General features: G+C 60.8%; 12 protein-coding genes. 7 read left to right on the forward strand and 5 right to left on the reverse strand.

What is annotated here, in order from left to right; translation table 11 throughout:
* From ABJ205_RS01930 to ABJ205_RS01950, 5 genes are all read left to right on the forward strand, one after another.
* The gene (locus tag ABJ205_RS01930; RefSeq protein ID WP_348509977.1) at nt 1-840 is read left to right on the forward strand and encodes an alpha/beta hydrolase; all 840 of its coding nucleotides are present in this window, start codon (nt 1-3) and stop codon (nt 838-840) included.
* A gap of 45 nt (nt 841-885) precedes the next feature.
* Nucleotides 886-2604: an L-lactate permease gene (locus ABJ205_RS01935; RefSeq protein ID WP_348123296.1), complete on the forward strand. Its 1719-nt coding sequence runs from the start codon at nt 886-888 to the stop codon at nt 2602-2604.
* Nucleotides 2601-3839 (forward strand): cation:proton antiporter, encoded by a 1239-nt coding sequence (locus tag ABJ205_RS01940; RefSeq protein ID WP_348035491.1) that lies wholly within the window; start codon nt 2601-2603, stop codon nt 3837-3839. The genes ABJ205_RS01935 and ABJ205_RS01940 overlap by 4 nt, the downstream gene beginning before the upstream one ends.
* A gap of 119 nt (nt 3840-3958) precedes the next feature.
* Entirely contained in the window at nt 3959-6379 is a 2421-nt protein-coding gene (ppsA, locus tag ABJ205_RS01945) for a phosphoenolpyruvate synthase (protein ID WP_348035493.1), read from the forward strand.
* Nucleotides 6376-7377 carry a hydroxyacid dehydrogenase gene (locus tag ABJ205_RS01950; protein WP_046904082.1) on the forward strand — a complete coding sequence of 334 codons (1002 nt, stop codon included), beginning with the start codon at nt 6376-6378 and terminating at the stop codon, nt 7375-7377. Before ppsA ends, ABJ205_RS01950 begins: the two co-directional genes overlap by 4 nt.
* Before the next feature lie 4 nt (nt 7378-7381).
* Here the strand turns inward: ABJ205_RS01950 and ABJ205_RS01955 are convergent, their stop codons facing one another.
* The 3 genes from ABJ205_RS01955 to ABJ205_RS01965 all read right to left on the reverse strand — a co-directional run bounded on the left by ABJ205_RS01955 (nt 7382) and on the right by ABJ205_RS01965 (nt 10268).
* Entirely contained in the window at nt 7382-8287 is a 906-nt protein-coding gene (locus tag ABJ205_RS01955) for a penicillin-binding transpeptidase domain-containing protein (protein WP_348035495.1), read from the reverse strand.
* On the reverse strand, nt 8277-9290 hold the full coding sequence (locus ABJ205_RS01960; RefSeq protein ID WP_348035497.1) for a penicillin-binding transpeptidase domain-containing protein: 1014 nt from the start codon (nt 9288-9290) through the stop codon (nt 8277-8279). Before ABJ205_RS01960 ends, ABJ205_RS01955 begins: the two co-directional genes overlap by 11 nt.
* Before the next feature lie 255 nt (nt 9291-9545).
* On the reverse strand, nt 9546-10268 hold the full coding sequence (locus ABJ205_RS01965; protein WP_047822097.1) for a lysophospholipid acyltransferase family protein: 723 nt from the start codon (nt 10266-10268) through the stop codon (nt 9546-9548).
* A gap of 207 nt (nt 10269-10475) precedes the next feature.
* Here ABJ205_RS01965 and ABJ205_RS01970 point away from each other — a divergent pair, with 207 nt between their 5' ends.
* Both ABJ205_RS01970 and cls read left to right on the forward strand, forming a co-directional pair.
* Complete coding sequence (locus ABJ205_RS01970; RefSeq protein ID WP_088712497.1) at nt 10476-11069, forward strand: sigma-70 family RNA polymerase sigma factor; 594 nt, start codon at nt 10476-10478, stop codon at nt 11067-11069.
* Between the two features lie 288 nt (nt 11070-11357).
* A complete protein-coding gene (cls, locus tag ABJ205_RS01975) occupies nt 11358-12779 on the forward strand; it encodes a cardiolipin synthase (protein ID WP_348035500.1) in 1422 nt (473 codons plus the stop codon).
* A gap of 109 nt (nt 12780-12888) precedes the next feature.
* Here cls and ABJ205_RS01980 read toward each other — a convergent pair whose 3' ends face one another.
* Both ABJ205_RS01980 and ABJ205_RS01985 read right to left on the reverse strand, forming a co-directional pair.
* Nucleotides 12889-21108, reverse strand: a complete 8220-nt coding sequence (locus ABJ205_RS01980; RefSeq protein ID WP_348035502.1) for a glucoamylase family protein — start codon at nt 21106-21108, stop codon at nt 12889-12891.
* Nucleotides 21108-22133, reverse strand: a complete 1026-nt coding sequence (locus ABJ205_RS01985; protein WP_342520476.1) for a universal stress protein — start codon at nt 22131-22133, stop codon at nt 21108-21110. Before ABJ205_RS01985 ends, ABJ205_RS01980 begins: the two co-directional genes overlap by 1 nt.
* Between the last annotated feature and the right edge of the window lie 31 nt (nt 22134-22164).

The following is a 22164-nucleotide window of genomic DNA, read 5'->3' on the forward strand; positions in this document are numbered from 1 at the left end:
TTGATCCTCCCTTCAAGACGCGATCGCGACCCTGAGCTATTTGTGAAGATATTTGGAAGCGGTGTCCGGACCCTGGTGTTCGTTGCGGGGCTGGGTGGGACCACGCGATATTGGGAGACGCGGGTAACCGAGCTTGCGCAAGAGCATAGAATTGTGCTCGTCGACCTCTTGGGCTTCGGACGATCGCCCAAGCCCTGGGTGAAGTATAGCGTCGAACGGCATGTCGATGCCCTGCAGCGCGTTCTCGCCCCTCTCGGGCCGGTAACGCTCGTTGGCCATTCGCTGGGCGCCCTGATTGCCGCAGCCTATGCGGCCAGACATACCGAGACTGTCGAGCGCCTCGTACTCATCAGCCTGCCTCACTTCGGATCGCAGGACGCGGCGTATACATATATGCGCCAGGGACCGGTTAAAGGAGGGCTCATATACACCAACGTCCTGTTGACCATGCTAGCCTGCATCATCACGCGCCGCCTGTTAGGGAGAATCCTGCCCTATCTCATTCGAGATATTCCGCGCGAGATCGTCGAAGACCTTGTCCAGCATACGTGGAGGTCATCTACCTCGTCGCTATGGGATGTTGTCTATCGCCATGACGTAGCGGCCGACCTGAGAATTCTAGAGCCCGTTCACAACGTGCTGTGTATTCATGGGAGCGATGACATCATGGCACCGCTTGCACCGGTCAGAGGGCTCGCAGATGCATTCTCGAATGTTGAGCTTTGCGTCCTTGAGGGGCTCGATCATCACCCTTTTCTGCGAGCGCCGAAAAAGTGCTGTGAGCTTATCGCGAGCTTTGTGAAGCAAGCGGCGCGAAAAGCCATGCTGCCGAATGGCTAAGCCCGCCTGACTCCTTTGGCCCCGGATGGGGAGGGCCCAGCCGCGTTGACGCAGGCCGAGGGTGCATCTGCGCCGGTCTCCGCCGTAATCGCAGGCCCTCTTTCCCGTCCGATAGACGAGACGCAGTCTGACGCTGCGCACGACCGAGCGGAGGGCGACATTACATTCAGCCTATTTCTTGCAGCGCTTTCGCCCCTGCTTGCGGTTCTGCTTCTCCTTGTCGGTCTGCGGATGCCCGCATTGCGGGCCATGGCACTGGCCTATCTCGTAACCGTCGCTGCTGGCTATTTCCTGTGGCAAATGGCGCCCCGCACAATCCTCGCCGCTTCGATCGAGGGTCTGGCGATCGCGGCCTCGGTCTTATGGATCATCTTTGGTGCGATACTTCTCTTGAGGCTCCTTACCGAAGGCGAGGCGATGTCACGGATACGCGAAGGATTCGCGGCCATATCGCCGGAACCGCGGGTTCAGCTTATCGTCATAAGCTGGACCTTCGGTGCCTTCCTCGAAGGCGTCGCCGGTTTCGGCACCCCGGCCGCCATTACCGCCCCGCTGCTTGTGGCGCTTCGTTTCACACCGATGGCAGCCGTGTCACTTGCACTGATTGCCAATAGCAGCCCGGTTGCCTTCGGTGCGATCGGCACGCCGGTAGCCATCGGGCTACGCGAAGGACTTCGTCAACCCGCCGCAGATGGCGGGCTCGATAGTCTGATTGAAAACTCGGCGCAGGTGGCAGGCGCTATCGATCTCGCTACCGGCTCGCTCGTCCCGTTCGCGCTCATCCTTATCTACTCGCGGTTCTTTTCCGAAGAACGAAGCTGGTCCAGTGCGCTGGGATATTGGCGGTTCGCTCTGTTTGCCGGTCTTGCTTACACCATACCTGCCTTTGTCGTCAGTGCGACGCTAGGTCCCGAACTTCCCGCGCTTGTCGGCGCGCTCTGTGCCATCGTGCTCGTGGTTCCAGCAGCCCAACGCGGTTTCCTCAAACCCAGATCTGGCGCAGCCACTTCGGGCGCGCCGATTGCCGCAGAAACGTCACGCGTTACATTGAAGCGGGCCTGGGCACCCTATCTCTTGCTCGCCGCGCTCCTTCTCGTGAGCCGCGCAGATCTGTTGCCGGTCAAACAGGCCTTGCAGGACGTCTCTTTTGCCTGGGATTCGGTTCTGGGGACGCAGATCAACATAGCGCTTGCGCCGCTATATTTGCCTGGTTCGATGTTTTTGATCGCGGGTCTCTTGGCCGTCTGTATTTTGCCTCTCGACAGTGAGCGTCTACGCAGCGCTGGCCGGGACACTCTGAAGATCACGGCCGCAAGCGCGGTGACGCTTGCGGCGGCGGTCCCGATGGTGCGCGTCTTTGTGTATTCGGGAATCAATTCGGACGGTTTGCCGAGCATGCCAATGGCGCTTTCAGTTCTTGCGGCCGATGCCGCCGGACAGAACTGGCCGGTGATTGCACCATTTATCGGAGCGCTGGGCAGTTTTCTCTCAGGAAGTGCGACCTTCAGCAATATGACATTTGCCCTGTTTCAGTTCACCGCAGCCAATCAGGCCGGACTGCCACCGGAAACCGTCCTTGGCGCCCAGATCCTTGGCGCCAGCGCGGGGAACATGGTGTCGGTCGTCAATGTGGTGGCAGCTGCAGCCGTCGTCGGCCGTGTCGGGCGCGAGGGAGAGATCATCCGGGTCACGCTTGTGCCAATGCTCGCCTATACTGCCGCCGTTGGCCTTGTCGCAGCTGCCGCAATCGGGTTCGCACGATGATCGAGCATGTGCTGCATCTCATTCTCCTGCTGCTGGCGGCGAGATCCTTCGGAGAGATTGCAACGCGCCTCGGCCAGCCCGCGCTGGTGGGGGAGATCGGGGCCGGGCTAATACTGGCGGTTTTGGCGGCCTCCCTCAACGCTCCGTTTCTCGCCGAATTGTCGCGCAGCGCCTTTCTCGACCTTGCCGCCGAGTTCGGAATTTTCTTCCTGCTGCTGCTTGCCGGCCTCGAAATTGCCCCCGGAGAGCTGTTCAGACATTCGGGTCGCTCGGCTGCCGTGGCGCTCGGAGGCGTGCTGTTGCCACTCGCTTTGGGCATGGCCCTTGCGTGGTGGGTGCTTCCCGACAACCCGATGAAATTCGTCCAGGCTCTGCTGGTCGGCGTTGCATTGTCAATTTCTGCGGTCCCGGTCGCCATCGGCGTGTTCATGGATCTCGGCATGGTCCACACCCCAACCGGTCGCACGGTGATCGCCGCTGCAATTCTCGACGATATCATCGGACTTGTGCTCCTCGCGATCTTGACCGGCGCAATTGCGGCAGGTTCCGTCCCGGGGATTGGGGCGATGTTGCCGCTGCTTGGCAAAGCCGCGCTGTTTTTCCTCATTGTCGCTGCCGCCGGCTATTTCGGGGCGCCGAGGATCGCCAATCTGATCTCGCGCCTGCGGATTCCCGCCCCTGAGTTTACCGCGCTCATTCTGACAGCCTTGGGGTTTGCAGGGCTGGCCGAACTGCTTGGCATGGACTTCATCATCGGAGCCTTCGCCGCCGCCCTTCTGTTCAACGCCAAGAGCCTGGGTCAAGCCTCTTTCGCGCGCCTGAAAGCAACGGTCAGCGATCTCACGATGGGCTTGCTGGCCCCGCTTTTCTTTCTTTCGATCGGTATTCGCGTGGATTTCGCGGCCCTTGCCATCATTCCTGGCATCGTGCTGGCGCTGATTCTAGTCGCACTTATGGGCAAGATCATTGGCGCCGGGCTTCCTGCTCTGCTTTCTGGTCTCACCCGCAAGGAGGCGCTCGGGGTCGGGTTCGGCATGAGCGGCCGCGGGGCGGTTGAATTGATCATCGTGAGTATCGCATGGGAGGCAGGGCTCTTCGATTATCCCGGCACGGTCGTCGCCAATCTCTTTTCCGCTCTCGTCCTCATGGCGCTCGTCACCACGATTGTCACACCCATCGGACTGCGCTGGCTTTTTCGCGAGCGGGGGCAGCAGGGCTGTAATCGGCCAAGCTGAAAACCGTCTCACCATATGCACGATGCTTCGGCCCCGGCGGGTAAGATTTACCCCCAAACGAGGCAACGTCCACGTTCGACCACTGCCGAGCACCGCTCGCGAAAGACCCGGAGATTTCGATGCCCGATGCCCTTATTGCCTGGTTTGAGGATATTGGACGCGGCGACGTCGCCATGGTTGGCGGAAAGAATGCTTCGCTCGGTGAGATGGTCGGCGCGCTGTCGAAGCGCGGTATCAGAGTGCCGGGAGGCTTCGCCACAACGGCGCAGGCCTATCGGCACTATATCGCGGCCAACGGCATTGAACCCGAAATGAGGCGCTGGATCGAGGCGCTCGATGCTGGGCGCGCCTCGCTTCAAGAAACTGGTGCTGCAATCCGGCATGCGTTTCTGGAAGGGGCGTTTCCACCGGAGATCGAGGCGGCCATCGGTGAAGCCTATGACGCTTTGTCTGCGCGCAGCGAACAGGAAGCGGTCAGCGTCGCGGTCCGCAGCAGCGCGACAGCGGAGGATCTTCCCGAAGCGAGCTTCGCCGGGCAGCAAGAGACCTTTCTCAATGTCACCGGCAAGCGCGCACTTCTCGATGCCTGCCGGCGCTGCTTTGCATCGCTCTTTACCGACCGGGCGATCAGCTACCGTCAGGCACAGGGCTTCGACCATATGGATGTTGCCCTGTCGATCGGAGTGCAGCGCATGGTGCGCTCGGATCTCGCTGGATCGGGGGTCATGTTTTCAGTCGATACCGAAACGGGTTTCCCCGACGTGATCGTGATAAGTGCCGCCTGGGGGCTTGGGGAGACTGTCGTCCAGGGCTCGGTCGATCCTGACATCTACCGTGTCTTCAAACCCTTTCTCGAACGTGCCGACACGGCCCCGCTTATCGAGCGCAGTCTTGGAGCCAAGGAGCGCAAGATGATTTATGCGACCGGCGGCAGCGTCAGGACGTTGACCAAGAGAACCACGCGCCGCGAACGCGAGACCTTCGTCCTGTCCGATGACGAGGTACTTGAGCTGGCGCGCTGCGCCAAGACCATCGAAAAACATTATGGACGCGCGATGGACATGGAGTGGGCGAAAGATGGTGCAACCGGTGAACTCTTCATCGTCCAAGCCCGGCCGGAAACCGTTCAGTCGGGAAGGGCAGCGGGAAGCCTAAAGACCTACAGGCTGAAACAGCGCGCCGAACCGCTGCTTTCGGGCGCTGCGGTTGGCGAGGCGATCGCGACCGGGGAGGTTTGCGCGATCCGTGACGCATCGCAGATCGAGGCTTTTCGAGATGGCGCAATCCTTGTGACAGGCATGACCGATCCGGACTGGGTGCCGATCATGAAGCGCGCGGCGGGTATCATCACTGATCATGGCGGAACCACCAGCCATGCAGCGATTGTCAGCCGCGAACTCGGTGTGCCGGCCATCGTAGGGACGCAGACTGCGACCCGCACCCTGAAGGACGGGCAGCCAATCACCCTGTCATGCGCGGAAGGCGACCGCGGCGCGGTCTATGAAGGGACGCTCGAGTTCGAAACCATCGAGTTCGACCTGGCAGATCTGCCCGAGACCGAGACCGACGTGATGCTCAATATCGCGAGTCCGGCCGCCGCCATGCGCTGGTGGCGCCTTCCCGCGCGGGGTGTAGGCCTCGCGCGGATGGAATTCGTGATCAACCACCTGGTCAAAGTTCACCCGATGGCGCTCGTCGCCCCGGAGAAGGTCACAAGCGAGGATGCCAGGCGCGCGATCGCCGAGCTTACGCACGGATATGCCGAGCCTACCGACTATTTCGTCGACACGCTCGCGCTCGGCATAGCCAAGCTCGCGGCCCCGTTTCATCCGCAGCCGGTGATTGTCCGTCTCAGCGACTTCAAGACAAACGAATATGCTCACCTTCTCGGAGGAGAGGCCTTCGAACCGGATGAGGAAAATCCGATGATCGGATGGCGCGGCGCTTCGCGCTATTACAGCCCGGGCTACAAGGCGGGTTTCGCGCTCGAATGCCGCGCTTTGCGGCGCGTACGCGAGGAGATCGGCTTTGAGAATGTCATCATCATGGTGCCATTCTGCCGTACGCTCGCCGAAGCCGATCGGGTCCTCGAAGTGATGGCGGAAAACGGTCTCGAACGAGGCCGAAACGGTCTCCAAATCTATATGATGTGCGAGATTCCGGCGAACGTCCTGCTCGCGGAGGAGTTCGCACAGCGCTTTGACGGATTTTCGATAGGTTCCAACGATCTCACCCAGCTCGTGCTCGGGATCGACCGCGATTCCGAGCTTCTCGCCGATCAGTTCGACGAACGCAACGAGGCGGTAAAACGGGCGATTGGCGAAGCCATTATCAAGGCGCACCAGGCCGGGATAAAGATCGGAATTTGCGGCCAGGCACCGAGTGACCATCCCGAGTTTGCCGGTTTCCTGGTCGATTGCGGGATCGACTCCATTTCGCTTAACCCCGACAGTTTTGTTGCCGCAGTCAAGGTGGTCGCTCAAGCCGAGGCCATGTCGGATAAAGGCCGAGCACAACCGGCTGAGGGTTCGCCAACATGAAGGTCGTCATCTTCGAGGCCGAGGAATGGGAGGCGAGGGCATGCCGCGCACTTTCCGGCAATCACGAACTCACTTGTGTCAAGGAACGGCTGACATCTGATAACGCGGCAAAATACAGCGATGCCGAAGTGATCAGCACATTCATCAATTCACGGCTCGATGCAGAAGTCCTGCGCCACTTCCCCGAGCTGCGGCTGATCGCCACCCGCTCGACCGGCCACGACCACATCGATCTGGCCTGGTGCGCCGCAGAAGACATCGAGATCGCCAACGTTCCCGACTATGGTGATGTTACTGTAGCCGAGCACAGTTTTGCCTTGATGCTGGCTGCCGCGCGATATCTCGTTCCGGCGGTCGAACGTACACGGCGCGGAAATTTTTCACAGGATGATCTGCGCGGTATCGAGCTGCGCGGGAAGACCCTTGGCGTCGTCGGGACCGGCCGCATCGGGCGCCGCGCGATCGAGATCGCGCGCGGGTTTGGCATGAATGTCGTAGCGTTCGACGTCGATCCGGATAGCTCTGCGGCAGCAAATCTCGGCTTTACCTATTTGCCTTTCGCCGAACTCCTTTCCCAAGCCGACATCGTCACATTGCATCTGCCGGCAACCCCTCAGACCCAGGATCTCCTGTCCGATGCCGAGTTCGCTGCCATGAAGACCGGCGCGCTCCTGATCAATACGGCGCGCGGCAACATCGTCAGCGTTCCCGCTCTGGTGCGCGCGCTGGCGGAGGGGAAACTCCGCGCCGCTGGCCTTGATGTGCTCCCGCAGGAGCCGCTCGTCCGTGAAGAGGCAGAAGTGTTTCGCGGACCGCCGCTGGAGAAGGAGAATTTGGAGGCCCTCGTGGCCAATCATGTGCTTCTGCGCTTTCCGAACGTCATCGTGACTCCGCATGTCGCCTATAACACGCATGAGGCGGTCGCGCGCATCATCGAGACGACAATTGAGAATATCGAAGCTTTTGCAATGGGTTCGCCGAAGAACCTCATTGTTTAGGGGGTCAGTCGCTCGGTGTGCGGGCGGCGAATTCTGCCGCTTCGCGCGCCATTCGCTCCTCGATTCCGCCACCCCAGCCATTCTCCAGTGATGCCAGGCGCTTCATGGCTTGCCGTTCGTCAAACAGATAGAGCAGCGTATCGCTTGCGATGGGATAGGCCGCTCCAGACCCTCCGCCATGTTCGATTACCACCGCCACCGTATAGCGGGGCCGGTGAACCGGCGCATAACCAACGAACAATCCATGATCGCGCAGCTTCCAGGGGAGAGAGGCATTGGAGCGGACGCCGCGGCGACGTTCGGCCATCGTGATGCGGCGAACCTGCGCGGTGCCCGTCTTGCCCGCCAGCTTGATGTTCGGAAGGGGAAGGCGGGCGCGGGTTGCGGTGCCCTGGCCATTGACAACATCCTCCATTCCCTGGCGGACGATCGCAAGCATTCGGGGGTCAATTTCGAGTGGTGCGGCAGGCGCCTCCTTTGCGGCAAGTAGCTTGGGATGGGTTTTCTCACCGGCGGCAAGCCGCGCCGTCATGACCGCAAGCTGCAGCGGGTTGGCGAGCAGATAGCCTTGCCCGATTGTCGCATTGACAGTGTCATAGGCTTCCCAAGGCTCGTTGTATCGTCGCCGTTTCCAGGCAGGATCGGGGACAGTGCCGTAATACTGATAGGGAACCGGCAAGCCTAAAAACCGCTCGCCAAGCCCAAAACGTCTGGCCATGTCGGCAATTGGCTGAATGCCCACCCGAATGCCCATGACATAGAAATATATGTCACAGCTTTCTGCAATCGCCCGGTTCATGTCGACTACACCGTGGCCACTACGGCGCCAGCAATGGAACGTGCCGCCGGCAATGTTGATCCGGCCGGTACAAAGGACGGTTTCGTCTGGGTCGATGTTCTCATTCAGCAAAGCCAGGGCCGTGATCGGCTTGATGGTCGATCCGGGCCGGATAAAGTCCCTGGAGGGTCTTGTTTCTGAGTGGAACGCGTTCGTCTTGCGACAGCATGTCCCATTCGAACTGGCTGATCCCATCCGAAAAACTGTTGGGATCGTAGGCTGGCATCGAAGCCATAGCGAGAACGCCGCCGGTGACCGCGTCGAGCACCACGACCGAGCCGGACTGGGTGCCCAGTCGCCGCGACGCATAGGTTTGAAGCCCACCATCAATGGTCAATTGTACGCTTTTACCTATAGTGTCGGATCGGACCTCTAGCTCGCGTACGACCTTGCCCGTGGCTGTCACTTCGGCCCGGCGCGCGCCGGGCTTGCCCGTCAAATGCTCGTCGAGCGTCTTCTCGAGCATATCCTTGCCGACTTGCATGCCCGGAACCATTAGCAAGGGATCGCCGGTTTTTTCATACTCCTCGCGGCTTGGGGCTCCGACATAGCCGAGCAAGTGAGCTGTCGCGGCTCCTGCTGGATAGTGCCGCGAAAACCCTCTCATCGGGGATACGCCGGGGAGGTCGGGAAGGCGTACATTTACAGCGGCATATTGGTCCCACTCGACATCGCTCGCAACCCGCACGGGCTGGTGATCCAATGCTTGTTCGAGGTCGGTCTTGAGGCGGTCCGTCTCATCGGCGCTAAGATCGAGCAGCTCGGCAAGCTGCTTCAGGACCTTATCGGCGTCCTCGAGGCGATCGGGCAGGAGATCGATCATGAAGACCGATTTGTTGCTGGCGAGGGGGACGCCCGTGCGATCAAGCAGCAATCCGCGCCTCGGCGGGATCAGGCTCAGCTGAAGCCGATTGCTCTCGGAGAGCAGTTGCCATTTTTGGTTTTCGGCGATCGCAAGCCAGGCGAGCCGGCCTGCCAACACACCGCCGAGACCGAGCTGCACCGCGCACAAGATTGTCGCCCGGCGAGAAAACTGCTGCTCCAATATCCTCTTGTTCGTTGGCGGTTTCGCCACACACACTGCTCCTTATTGCAAGACTCCCGGTTTTGATTGTCCGTCCAGACCGGCTCCTGGTGCGCGCTGGCCTGCCCGGGCGGCACCTCATTCGGATAAACAGACGCGGGGCGCGCTTGGTGATTACGAGAACGTCGCCGACGGCGAAGTTCAGAACAAATGGGTGTTGCCTCTCGCAATGAGATGCAAGATCATGTTCATGGGAGCGCAGGCCTCCTCATCCTCATAGGGATCCGGGCCCTTTCGGCGGTCAGTCTAGGCCTTGTTCAGATTGGCGACTTCGACCGCGAGGGACCGCTGTGCCTGCGCGACAAGAACTCCATGATCGGTAGCAGGTGGGATCGGCGGGAGTATCGAAACGGTAATCGATCCAGGATGCAGCCGCATGCCCTGCCGCCAGAGCCGGCCGGCATCGTGGGCAACGATTACTGGGGGTATCGCCAGATTTCGATAGAGCAGTTCCACTCCGCGCTTGAATTCGATCGGGCTTCCCGGCTGCTTGCGTGTGCCTTCGGGGAAAATGAGCACCGAGCGACCCGCCGCTACTTCCGCGCGGCAGGCCGCAAGCATTTCACGCAGCGCCCGCGCCGACTGAGCGCGATCGACCGGGATCATGGGGGAGTTCTTCAGGAACCATCCTATCACAGGCAGCGCCAGAAGCTCACGCTTGGTGACAATCGCCACGTCAGGGAAGAGAACGAGTGCGGCAAACGTTTCCCAGGCCGATTGATGGTTGGCGATGATGAGGACGGGACCCTCGGGCAGGTTAACGCGTCCCCTTTCCGTATAGCGGATTCCGGCCAGCGCAGCGAGGAGACAGAGAAGGCCGCGCGCCCAAATCCGGGTGAGCTGCCGAATGATCCGCGGCGGACGACCCAGAAGAACCAATAGCGGGATCAAGGGCGCAAAAAGGAGAGTCCACACCGCCGCCGACACTGCAAAGGCGAGACTTCGCATAGTGGTGATCAGGCGGCTCATCGGGTTTTCTCGTCTCGGTGCAGAGGATTTCTAAACGGGCTGAAACAAGAGACGGGGCACGGCAGCTCGGCTTACAGGACGAAGCGCATCAGCGCGTTGTTTCCCGGCCGGAACCTCTCATCATCCGCCGAAACACCAAAGAAATCTGAGGGGCGGGGCCTCTCCCTGCGTATTCCAAGTAGGTGGAACTTCGGTGGGGAAGAACTCATGCCATTATCTTACGCCGCACAATCAGAGGATATTGTTGCCGAAGAGCAGGAGCGTTCCGAACCTGAGAACCGGCGAGAGACGAACAGAGAGATTATTGAGCGGGTTCTTGTTGGCGATTATGTCATCTTCCGCCGGCTTGCTCTCAAGCGTCTGCGCGACCGCCTCGCGGCGGATGATGTCCTTCAGTCCTTCTGCGTCAAAGCGCTTGAGCGCGCGCATCAATTGCGTGATGAAAATGCCGTCCACGGATGGCTGCGGCGCCTCTTCGAGACGACGTTGCTCGACCATTACCGGGCCTCGGCGCGGCTCAACGCCAAAACGACCCCGCTTGAACCCGGCGGCCCACCCTTGGAAGAAATCTCGGGAGAGAGTTTGTCGGTCGATGAAAGCGAGGTGGTCGAGGAGGTATTGGCGACGCTTCGGCCAGCCTATACGCAAATCATCCGGCAAATGGACCTGGGGCGGGACGAGCCTTCAGTCATCTCTTCGCGCCTCCACATTTCGCCCAACAATCTCGCCGTAAGACTCCATCGTGCCCGCGGCGCATTTCGCGATGCTTTGGCCGACACCCCTATTGCTTTGCAAACTTGAGGAGCCGACGCGCTCGTGTGGGCGGGCAGAGACTATGTCATGCCTATTCAGTGAGACCGAAACGAGGTCTGCGCTGTAATAGCAGGCGCGCTCCCGCGTCTATGTACATGCATGCGAGCTCTAAGGGTCGAATTGTCGGGACCATTTGGCTGCGTAAAAGCCCGAACCCGCCAAGCTCGTTGCCGCGGCGATGCCTCCAACCCCGCGCCTCGGCAGTGCGGCACGCCGTGATCCTCCCCCCTCCTACGGCGTGCCGCCATTGCTTTCCGACAAGCGGGAGCAAGACCGGTGTCTGATACGCTCTTGCTATTCCTCACGCTGGATTGGCTCGCGCGGTTTGCTATCTTCGCGGTGATCATTTTCAGCCGACCAGCGGTTGGCGCACAGGGCTGGCTCGCGCTGGTTCTCGTCTTCCCCATTCCAGCCATTCTCGTTGTTCTCTGGGCGTTCCGTCCGCTGGCAACGGCGCGCAGGCGTGCGCGTTTTGCTGAAGCGCGCAGGCAGCTCAAGATTGCGCGCCGTCAGATCCTGATGTCGCAGCACTGCTCACCGCCGCAGCTTCCCGCGCATCTTGTTCGGGCAGCGCAGCTCATCGAGCGGGTCAATTTGTTCCCTGCGGTGGGTGGAAACAACATCGAAGCGCTAGCGGATTATCAGGAAGTGATCGACCGTCTCGTGGCCGACATTGGTACTGCCCGGCACCATGTTCATCTCACGACCTACATCTTCTCCGACGATGCTGTGGGCAACCAGATCATCGCGGCGCTCGTGGCTGCCGCAAGCCGCGGGATAGAATGCCGCGTTCTGATCGATGCGCTCGGTTCCTATTGGTGGTCCCGCCGGATCATTCGAAAACTCAGGAGCTGCGGGATAACGGTGCGCCGCGCGCTGCCCGTATCGCTAACGAACATGGAGGCCCTGCGGCCCGATCTGCGCAATCATCGCAAGCTCGCTGTGATCGACGGACGGCTCGGATATATTGGCTCGCAGAACGTCATCAGCCCCGAGCTACCGGGAGGTCAGCGCAGCAAGGAATTCGTGGTGAGGGTCAACGGACCCGTCGTGCTCCAGATGCAGGCGCTCTTTGCCAATGACTGGTTTTTGGAATCCGGCGATCTGTTGAGCGACGGGGCGCTCTTTCCGCATGAACGGTCCGCAGGGGCGGCGCACGCACAATTGGTGGCTGGCGGACCCGAATATCGGCGCTCTGTCATCCGGCTGCTGCTCGATGCGCTGGTGCATACGGTCGAACACCGGCTTGTCATCACGACCCCCTACTTCGTGCCGGACGAAGCGCTCCTGCTCGCGCTCGAAGGGGCCGCCGCCCGCGGTGTCGAGGTCTGCTTGATTCTACCGAAGAAGGGCGACCATCGTCTGGTCGATCTGGCGCAGCGCTCTTTCTTCGATCGAATGCTGGAAGCGGGCATCGACATACACCTCTATCATCGCGGCTTCCTGCACGCCAAGCATGTAAGCGTCGACGATGACCTCGTCCTTGTCGGTTCGATGAACATCGATTTGCGCTCGCTGGAGTTGAACGGAGAAGCTGGCCTCCTCATCTATGATCAGGACACAACCGCGCGCCTGCGCGAAGAGGAGGCGCGCAACATTGCGGGGAGTGAGCGCTTGGTTCGCGCCGAATGGAATGCCAGACCTGCGCTTGCCCGCGCTGCGGAAAATGCAGCACGGCTCTTTAGCCCGCTATTATAGGATCAACTTTGCTTTGCACGGCAGACTTCGCGTCGCGCATCTTTGCCAAACACCCCGCCAGGATTTTCACGCGCTGGGAGGAGCGTTTTAATAGCTCCGGGCGGAATTCTCAGGCAGGGGAGGGGTGTTGTACATTGCGTCCAACAATGCGGACCCGAAGTTCGACTGTTTCGCCATTCTTCGGGAGTACAATCGCATTCCCGGCATGAGTTTTGCCATCAACGGTGAGTTCGACGTCAGCGCAGCCAAGCCCTTGCGGATCTTCGACTTTCACTGACACCAACCCGCCACCAACGCGCAGTGTCGCGCTGAAGCCGCCCCAGTTGGGCGGGATACAGGGATTGACGATGAGTTGGCCATCGATCTGTTGCAACCCCAGGATGCTTTTTGTGGCGAGCTGCCATGCCCAGCCAGCGGCCCCAGTATACCAGCTCCAGCCCCCTCTGCCCGTATGTTGCTTGCCCGCAGATATGTCTCCGGCGACGGCGTAGGGCTCCAGGCGATAATGCTCGGCCTTGGCGTGATCGTCAGAGCGACGGACGGGGTTGATCATGTTGAACAGGGCAAAGGCCTTCTCGGGGTCCTTCACCCGCGCAAAGGCCATGCCCAGCCACGCGGTCGCATGCGAATACTGACCCCCATTTTCGCGAATTCCCGGGGGATAGGCCTTTATGTAACCGGGATCGATCAAGCCTTCGTCAAACGCGGGCCAGAGCAGCCTGGCCAACTGGTCTTCCTGCGAAACAAGCATATCCCATGCGGACTGGAGAGCCTCGCTCACGCGCTCTTGATCAGCCGAGGCAAAGGCCGCCCATGACTGCGCGATCGAATCGATCCTGCATTCGTCGCTTTCTGCCGAGCCGATGGGCCGCCCGTCATCATCGAACGCGCGCAAGTACCATGAGCCATCCCACGCGCTTTCTTCCGCGCGCCGTCTTATCTCGGATGCCCGTTCTTCCCATTCTTTCGCCTCGTGCATCCGACCGGTCCGGCGGCAGATGTCGGCGAAGCCTTGCGCTGTGACCGTGATAAACCATGCCAACCAGACGCTTTCGCCATGGCCCTTCGCGCCGAGGCGGTCCATTCCATCATTCCAGTCCCCGGCGCCGATCAGCGGCAGTCCATGGGCCCCGACTGCCAGAGCGCGGTGCAGTGCGCGCTCGCAGTGCTCGAACAGCGAGCCGCGCCACTCGGTCGCATCGAATTGCGCATATCGATTGGCTTCGTCGGGGGCGAGTTCATCGGCATCGAGGAACGCGACTTCCTCGTCGAGGATATCAAGGTCACCGGTCGTCGTGACATAGATGCCGACAACATAAGGCAACCAGAGTAAATCGTCGGAAAAACGCGTTCGCACGCCGCGATCAGCAGGGGGGTGCCACCAGTGCAGAACATCGCCCTCTACGAATTGATGCTGCGCGCTTTCGAGGATGTGCGCGCGAGCGAGCGCCGGCGCGGTGTGGAGAAGCGCAAGAACGTCCTGCAATTGATCGCGAAAGCCGAAGGCCCCGCTCGACTGATAGAATCCCGTGCGCGCGAGAACACGGGACGACAGCGTCTGGTAGAGCAGCCAGCGGTTGACCATGACGTCGAAAGCAGGGTCCGGGGTTGAGACTTGAAGGGCGCCGAGTGTCTCATCCCAGAAATTCTCCAGCGCTATCATTGCCGTCTCTGCCTCGTCTGGCTCACGCCAGCGCTGGGCGAGTTCCATGGCCGCATGGTGGCCTAGCCCTTGGCCGAGCACGAACAGGATTTCTTCTTCCTCGCCCGGGCCAAGATCGAGGTGTATCTGATAGGCTCCGCATGTATCGCCGCCCGCGCATACGCTGTTGGTTAGACCCCATCGCCGAAGCGCCGCGGGATCCGCCGGGTCCCCACCCCTGCCGATGAATTCGCCGCGGTCGGTCGTGAAGCCGTGCGGTGGGCGGTTTGCCGTGAGAAACGCCACCTGTCCGGCAAAATCGCTGTTCCAGCGGTTCGTTGCCGTGATGGTCTGCGTCTCGGTGTCAAAGTCGCAGACTATGTGCGGGCGTGCGATACTGGGAAGAGAGCCGAGCAGCCACTCGGCATAATAGGTTGCGGTTACGCGCCGGTGCCGGTCTTCGCAGTTGCGGATCCGCAGCCGAACGATCTTCACCGATGCATCAAGCGGTACGAACATTGTGAGCTGATGGGCCAAGCCGGCGAACCGTTTTGACCATGTAGTGTAACCCGCGCCATGCCTGACTTCGCAGGCAGCGGCATCGCCAACAGGAGCAGGCGTTATGGTCCATACCTCGCCAGTTTCCTCATCACGCAGGTAGAGTGTTTCGGAGGGACGGTCCGTGACCGGGTCGTTCGACCATGTTGTGAGACGGTTCTCGCCGCTGTTTATTGCCCAAGTATACCCCCCGCCAGCTTCGCTTACGAGCGCGCCGAAGTCACGGTTGGCGAGAATGTTGCACCACGGAGCAGGCGTCGCCTGCCCGGGTTCGACGAAGATGACATATTCGCGGCCATCCGCCGTGAACCCACCCAGACCATTGTCGTAGAGAAGGTTCGCTGAACGTTCGAGCGATGTCATCGAGGGATGCTGCGCAGCCCTTGTTGCAGAAAACAGCGGCAAGCGGTTTGGCACATCGTGCGCTTCTTCCAGCTGTTCCTGCAAACTACCCCGTGCGTCGTCGAGGGTGACACGCGCCGTGCTCTCCAGAAGGCGCACCCGATCCGCACCGATCTGATCCGCGAAAACGATATGCACGCCGCCCTTGCGTCCAAGCAGCTCCGCCATCTTCGCGCGTTGCAGCGCCTCCCTGAGCTGGTCGAGCACCGGTTCGATGTAAGCTGAGCCGGCAAGCTGGAGGATCACCAGATCCACCTCTAGTCCGTGCCGCCGCCACAATCGATGGGCGGCGAGGAGGACGGGCAGCAGGGTCGTGGTCTCACCGGCAGACCGCAGCAGAAGGATGGGGTAATCGCCGGACACGCCCATCCCCCACAAATCCGCTTGTCCGAGACTGTTCTCGTTCTTGATCGTCCGCGCGCTCGATGGGGCGTTCTGCGGATAGATGAGAGCCGAAGCGAGCTGCTGCACGACGGGCAGGTGTTCGGCTTCGATGTTCATGTGAACCAGGGAGCGTGCATTTTCGGTTGCCGTATCGTGGAGCGCCCATTCGATCGAATCGAGAGACGAATGACGCTCGGCCAGCTCGACGGCGGTTTCGCGCGACGCGGCTGCGACTGTCAGGAAACAGATTTCCCTAATCTCGAACGGCTCCAGGTCGATGAGGTGTTGAAGAGCCATGACCGGGTCCAGGGTCCACCCTTGGGTGTTCTGCACGGCTTCGGTCGCTCCTGTTGGGGAGCGCAGGCTTTCATGACGCCTGATGAAGGCGCGCCGGTCGGTTTCGAAGCGGGCATTGCGAACCGGTCCCCCGCCATCGACCGCAAAATGAAGGAGCACCGGCGGCGTGTCCTGTGGCGCGCGCGCGCGGCGCTCGAACAGCAGACCACCAAGCGATGGGACATGCTCGCTCTTGATAAACAGTTTGCTGAATGCCGGGTGCCGCTCGTCCTCGAGCGGCTCGCCGAGCACGATCTCGGCATAGGTCGTCACGCGAAGCTTGCGGTGACGGGAACTCTCGTTGATGAGCCGCAAGCGCCGCACCTCGATGTCGCTTCCGGCAAGAACGCCAATCTCGAGACGCGATACAACGCCTTGATCGCGCCGGCGAATTACTGCCTGGTGCGCATGGCATGTGACCTCGTACTCTTCCGCTTCGGACCCGGTTGGTTCGAGCGTCGCCGACCATAGCCGTCCGGTGTCTTCATCGGCGATGTAGATCCAGTAACCGTCCGCGTCGTGAGTGGCGTCGGCCACGAAGCGTGTCAGCGCCCGGTGATGCCAGCGCAGTCCGCCGCTACCGCTATCAGAGAGCCACGTCGATAAAGGCCCGTTTCCAAGCAGGAGCATTTGCGGCACGGATGCTTCGCGCCTGGGTTGCCATGACGCAGGCAGAGTGACGGGCGTTCCCCGAACCATGGAAATCGTAGGGTCGGCAAGCCTGTCAATTTCTGGTGGAATCTCGCGTGGCACCCGTTCGCTCAACAACAACATCGTGGGCCGCATTCGTGGATCTTCGGCGAAACGGCTAGCGAACCGGTCTGAGAACAGCGCATTGACGATCGCCGACAGGAGCATGCCTTGGTGGTGTGCCATATAAGCATTAACGGTCCGGGGACCGCTGCCCGGGGACCGCTCAGGCGTGAAGTCGAGCGCTTCGACCAGGCCATATCGACCGCTGCCGCCCGATCGTGTCAGCAGCCTGAGGTTCGCTACTGCCTTCTTTGGTGCAACTGCCAGTGCAAGCGCAGTTGCGTAAGGCGCGACAACCATGTCCCGCGAGAGGCCCCGTTTCAAGCCAAGTTCGGGAACGCCGAACCCTTGATACCTGTAACGGTGTTCAGGATCGCGAGCGGAATATGCCGATTCCGAGATACCCCAGGGAACGCTCTGGGCTCGCCCGTAGCGCTCCTGGACGTCGACCACCATCCGCTCGCTCTCGCCCAGCAGCGTGCCGGTGTCCGGCTTGAGCAGCAGGCGCGGCATAAGATATTCGAACATCGAGCCGTTCCAGGAGATCAGCATCGCTCCACCCTCGACGCGCCGTAACGGGCGGCCCAGATGGAACCAGTGTTCTGGCGGAACATCGCCTTTTGCGATGGCGAAAAAGCTCGCTAGCCGTGCCTCGGAAGCGAGGAGGTCATAATAATGTGTATCGGGACGTCCCAGACTGACATTGATGCCAATGCGCAGGAGGCGCCGGTGCTCGTCATAGAGAGGCGCAAACTCCATTGAATAGGCCATCTCGATTGCTTGGTCTGCGAGGCTGGACAGTTGGTCAGCCGGGATACCGCCGTTCCCCAGGTCCCGGCACATCGAACGTATCTGGTACTGCAACCGATCGACGAGCACCTCGATGTCGACCAGATGGTTCGGCGCTGCCTTTTCGGACTGCTCGCCCAGACCAAGCGCTGCCTCCATCTCCGGGATCAATACCTCGCAGATATCCTGCAGGCCGGCCATCCAGTGGGCACGGTCTTCCTCGACACCCTCCAGGCGCGACCTTAGCTGGGTGATCCAACGAGGAAGCGCTGCATCCTCAGAGTTTTGCGCGACTTGTTCGATCAGATCGATCACATCGATCAGGCCGCGCCAGCGTTGCTCCTCCATACCTTCCGCACGCCGCGCCTCACGCAAGGAAGCAGCGTAGGCGAGCAGGGCCGCCGCGAGATTGCCGCTGTCCACCGTCGAGACATATCGAGGTTCCAGCGACGCGAGCGTTCTTGTGTCGTACCAATTGTAGAAATGTCCTCGATATCGTTCCAGGCGATCGAGCGTGGCGAAAAGGTTCGCCGTCCGCGCCGCGAGTTCCGAACGGCCGATGTAACCGAGGTCCCAGGCTGCGGCTGTCGATAGCATCAACATGCCGATATTCGTCGGTGACGTGCGCTGCGCGATTTCTGCATGCGGAGCGCCCTGGTAGTTGTCCGGGGGGAGCCAATTGTCTTCCGGACCAGCGAAGGTCTCGAAGAAGAGCCAGGTCCGCCTCGCCAGGCCCCGCAGGAAGCGCCGGTCATCCTCGGCAAGCGGTTCCGCATCTTCGCGGCGTTCGCGGGCCATCGCCCAAGTGATTTCCGGCGCGGCGATCCAAAGAATGAGCAGCGGAAGGGATGCGGCCAAAGCGTCAGGTTTGATGGCGGCAAGAAGCGCCGCGAGAGCGACCGAAATAGTCGGTCCCAACCACATCTTGCGCCATATGACACCTCGCGCTCGTTTCGAGCGGAGGTCGGTGGCGGAGTGCGCGGCGCTTGTCCATTCGAGGAGGTTGCGCCGGCTTGCAAAAAGCCTCCAGAGCGTGACCGCGATCGCACGCACCGACAATATGGCGTCATCGAGCAGATAGACGACGGCCAGAAACCAGCGGCCGGCCTGATCGCGCAATTGCGGCCCCAGGCTACGCGATGTCCCACGCCGCCGTCCTGTCGCCAATCCGGTCACCAGATCGGTGAATACCTGGCCCGCTGGCATGAAGAAGGCCAGCAGGCTCCAGAACCAGGCTTGTCCCGGCAGGATGAGCCAACCCGAGATCGCCAGCAAGATCGTTGCCGGGGCAACCAGACTCCGCCTCAGATTGTCAATAATTTTCCATCGGTCGATGGCGGCGATCGGATTTGGGGATCTTGTGCCATCTGATCGCCTCACCTTGCCTGCCAGCCATGGCAGGAGCTGCCAGTCCCCGCGGATCCAGCGATGCGCGCGCCGCGCATATTCGAGGTAGTTTCCGGGAAAGCCTTCGAACAGGACGATATCGCTGGCCAGACCAACCCGGCCATGGACACCTTCGAAGAGGTCATGGCTGAGAATGGAATTTTCGGGCACGCGCCCGGCAACGCTGCGGTGGAAAGCATGAAGGTCGTAAATGCCCTTACCGACAAAAATTCCCGCGCCAAACAGGTCCTGATAGACGTTCGAGACAGCCCGGCTGTAGATGTCGATTGACGTATCGCCGGCAAAGAGCCGTGCGAACAGCGTTCGCGATCCACTCTGGGGCGAAATCTCCACCCGAGGCTGGATGATCGTATAGCCTCCAAGCAACGTTCCAGTGTCCGGATCGAACTTGGCCTGGTTTAGTGGATGGGCAAGCGTGCCGACGAGCTTTCGCACAGTGCCTGTAGGCAAGGTGGTGTCCGCATCGAGAGTGACGACGAAGCGAATATTGCGGGGTATTTCGCGCGAGCCGACATGTCGATGGAATGCTCCACCATCGCCTTCGATGAGCATGTGATTGAGCTGCTCAAGCTTTCCGCGCTTGCGCTCCCATGCGAGCCAGCACCCTTGTGCTTCACAATATTGTCGAGGGCGCATCAGCAGGTGAAACGGCTCGCTTCCCTCGCTGCGATAGCGAGTGTTGAGCGCGAGAATCTCCCTTTCTAGTGCCTGCTCGATTTGCTTGTCCCCGGCAGTGCTTTCGCTCGCCGCGTCGGCGAGATCGGCCAGGAGCACTACGTCCACCATCGGCTCGCCGTTCGAAAGCCAGTGGTTCTCCAGCTTTTCGATCAGGAAAGGCACTTCGTCCTCGCGGGCGATCACGACCGGGACCGCAATCAGCGTAGCGCAGTCCTCCGGCAGCCCGTCACCAAAGTCGAGTTTGAAAAGAACTCGCGGTGGCAAGAGACGCGTGATCGACCAATGCAAGAAAGTGATCGCGACAACCGAGGCGGGAATGAGCGACAAGGACAAGCCGGCGAACCATCCCGTCGCGCCTGCGTCAGCGGCGTCGAGATATATCGCTGGCAGCAATAGGGCCCAGACAAGGAGCCCGATGAGCGAAACGAAGTAGACCGGGCCAGGATGGCGCAAGGCATAGTCCAGAAGCCGAACCCGAGCCGGGAATACCGCTCCCGTCTGTTGCCGGAATGCCCGGCGTCCTTCACCGGCGAGCCAGAATCCGACGTGATGAGATCGGTCGTCAGGCAAAGCAGCGCGGCTTGCTTGGATCGCCTCGAGTGCGACATCGGTCTCGGATAAATCGCCATATTCCGCCAGTTCTTCAACCGCGCGGCGATAGCGATCGCGGCTATCGAAATCCATCTGCCCGTAATATCCGGATGGGTCGTTTCGCAAGATCTGTTCTACCGGACTTACGTCGTCGAACAAATCCTCCCACGAGATGGCATCAAGGGTACTGAGATTGGCGATCGCGCGTGCGACCCGTTCATTTGCTTCCAGTGCATGCGCCTCGCCTGCCCATGAGGTGGTCGCGACGGGCACGTCGAGCTGATCGCACAGCAGGGTCGACAGGGTTTCCACGAGGATCTCGACGCAAGCGATGCGAAGCATGGCCGGGAACGCCCAGAGTTCTCCGATGCGGAGCGGCGCCGTGCGCTGATAAGCGATCAGGAACCGGCTCAGGGCCGATGCCGAAACCTGCATTCGGCTCAGTTCGAGAAAACGGTGCGCGAGCACGAAGGCACGCGGGAAGCCAATGGTTTCTTCACCCTCGAGGGCTGGCAGTTTGCTATAGAAGCCGGTCGGCAGATCCTGTTTGATCTGCCTCAGCGCGCGGTGGACCACATAGTCATTGTCGAGCAACCATTCCGCCGCCTTGCTGGCTTCGGCCCCAGCCTTGGCGCATGCCAGGCAAGCCGCACGCAGCCACTCGAGGATGGCATCGGTTCCCGTGCGAGCGGGAATCTCTTGCGCTGCTTGCGGGGATATCCGGTCCTCCTCGGCAAACTGGATTGCAGCATGATCGAGCGCCGAGAAATCGCTATTAATGTCCGACATCAGCTGGCGAATTCAGTTTCCGCAGCGAGGGCCTCGAACATGAAGCCAGAGCGGCCCGGTTTGGCCAATGGAATCCGAAGGTCCGGTTGGACGATGAATGTCGGGCAGGGCGCACTTTTCGCCAGAGCGCCGGCGACACTTCCGTAGGGCGCGCTGGCAAGGTTGGTCTGGCCATGGGAAGCGACCACAACAAGGTCGATTTCGAGGCGGGATGCGATCAGATTGAGCCGCTCGCACGTTTCGCTGTCGGTTCCGAAATACACGGTAGCGTCGATGCCTTGCCGCAGGAGCCTCAACTTCCATGTTTCGAGATAGTTGCGGGCGCGCGCGGAGGTATTGCTCCTATCGGAACCGGCCTGTGTTTCGAGTGAGGGCAACTCGGCGGTTGGAGAAACAATGTGCGCCAGGATCACTTGCGCTTCTAGCGACTGGGCAAGCCTTGTGACAACCGGCAGCACGCTCTCGGAATTGGGCGATCCATCAAGCGGCACCAGAAGTCTGCGGTACTCGGCCGAACATTTCCTTTCGCGTCCCGAAGGAAGTAGAAGCATGGATGCTGCGCCGCTTTTCAGCAGCCGGTCGGCGGTGGTGCCCAGGCCTGAATGTGGACCTCGCCCGCTATGCCGCGCGAGGACGAGGACCGACCCGCGATGACCCTCCGCCCAGTCTATCAGCCGTTCATGGGCGGTCCCCGGGAGAACAACGGGCAGCACATCCGAGACCGTCTCGCTTGCCTCCCCAATAAGCTCGCCTATGCCGTCGCGGCATTCGGTGAAGCGCAGGTTCCACTCGATCGGGTCGGCAGGAAGAACCCCATGCGGGGCCGTTTCAACGATCTGGGCAAAGCCAAGCTGCAGGTCGAGAGCTTTCGCGATTGCGCGCGCGTGCCGTGTCACTTCGAGGCGGTTCATGTCTTCGTCCAGACAAGCAAGAATTTGCGGCGCTTGGCTAGAAAAGCGGGTGCGTTCGTCTCCAACCGGCGACCTCAGCACCGTGCTGGCACGTGATCGGGTATTCGTCGACATGGCAGTACGCTCCGGCATCATCGTTTCGCCC

This window comes from Erythrobacter sp., from assembly GCF_039988855.1.
GTDB lineage: Bacteria > Pseudomonadota > Alphaproteobacteria > Sphingomonadales > Sphingomonadaceae > Erythrobacter.

Bases quoted from the DNA above. Each gene is read 5' to 3' on its own strand.
- ABJ205_RS01965 (WP_047822097.1), bottom strand. From the start codon at position 10,268: ATGAGCCGCCTGATCACCACTATGCGAAGTCTCGCCTTTGCAGTGTCG.
- ABJ205_RS01985 (WP_342520476.1), bottom strand. From the start codon at position 22,133: ATGTCGACGAATACCCGATCACGTGCCAGCACGGTGCTGAGGTCGCCG.
- ppsA (WP_348035493.1), top strand. From the start codon at position 3,959: ATGCCCGATGCCCTTATTGCCTGGTTTGAGGATATTGGACGCGGCGAC.
- ABJ205_RS01970 (WP_088712497.1), top strand. From the start codon at position 10,476: ATGCCATTATCTTACGCCGCACAATCAGAGGATATTGTTGCCGAAGAG.
- ABJ205_RS01940 (WP_348035491.1), top strand. From the start codon at position 2,601: ATGATCGAGCATGTGCTGCATCTCATTCTCCTGCTGCTGGCGGCGAGA.
- ABJ205_RS01980 (WP_348035502.1), bottom strand. From the start codon at position 21,108: ATGTCGGACATTAATAGCGATTTCTCGGCGCTCGATCATGCTGCAATC.
- ABJ205_RS01950 (WP_046904082.1), top strand. From the start codon at position 6,376: ATGAAGGTCGTCATCTTCGAGGCCGAGGAATGGGAGGCGAGGGCATGC.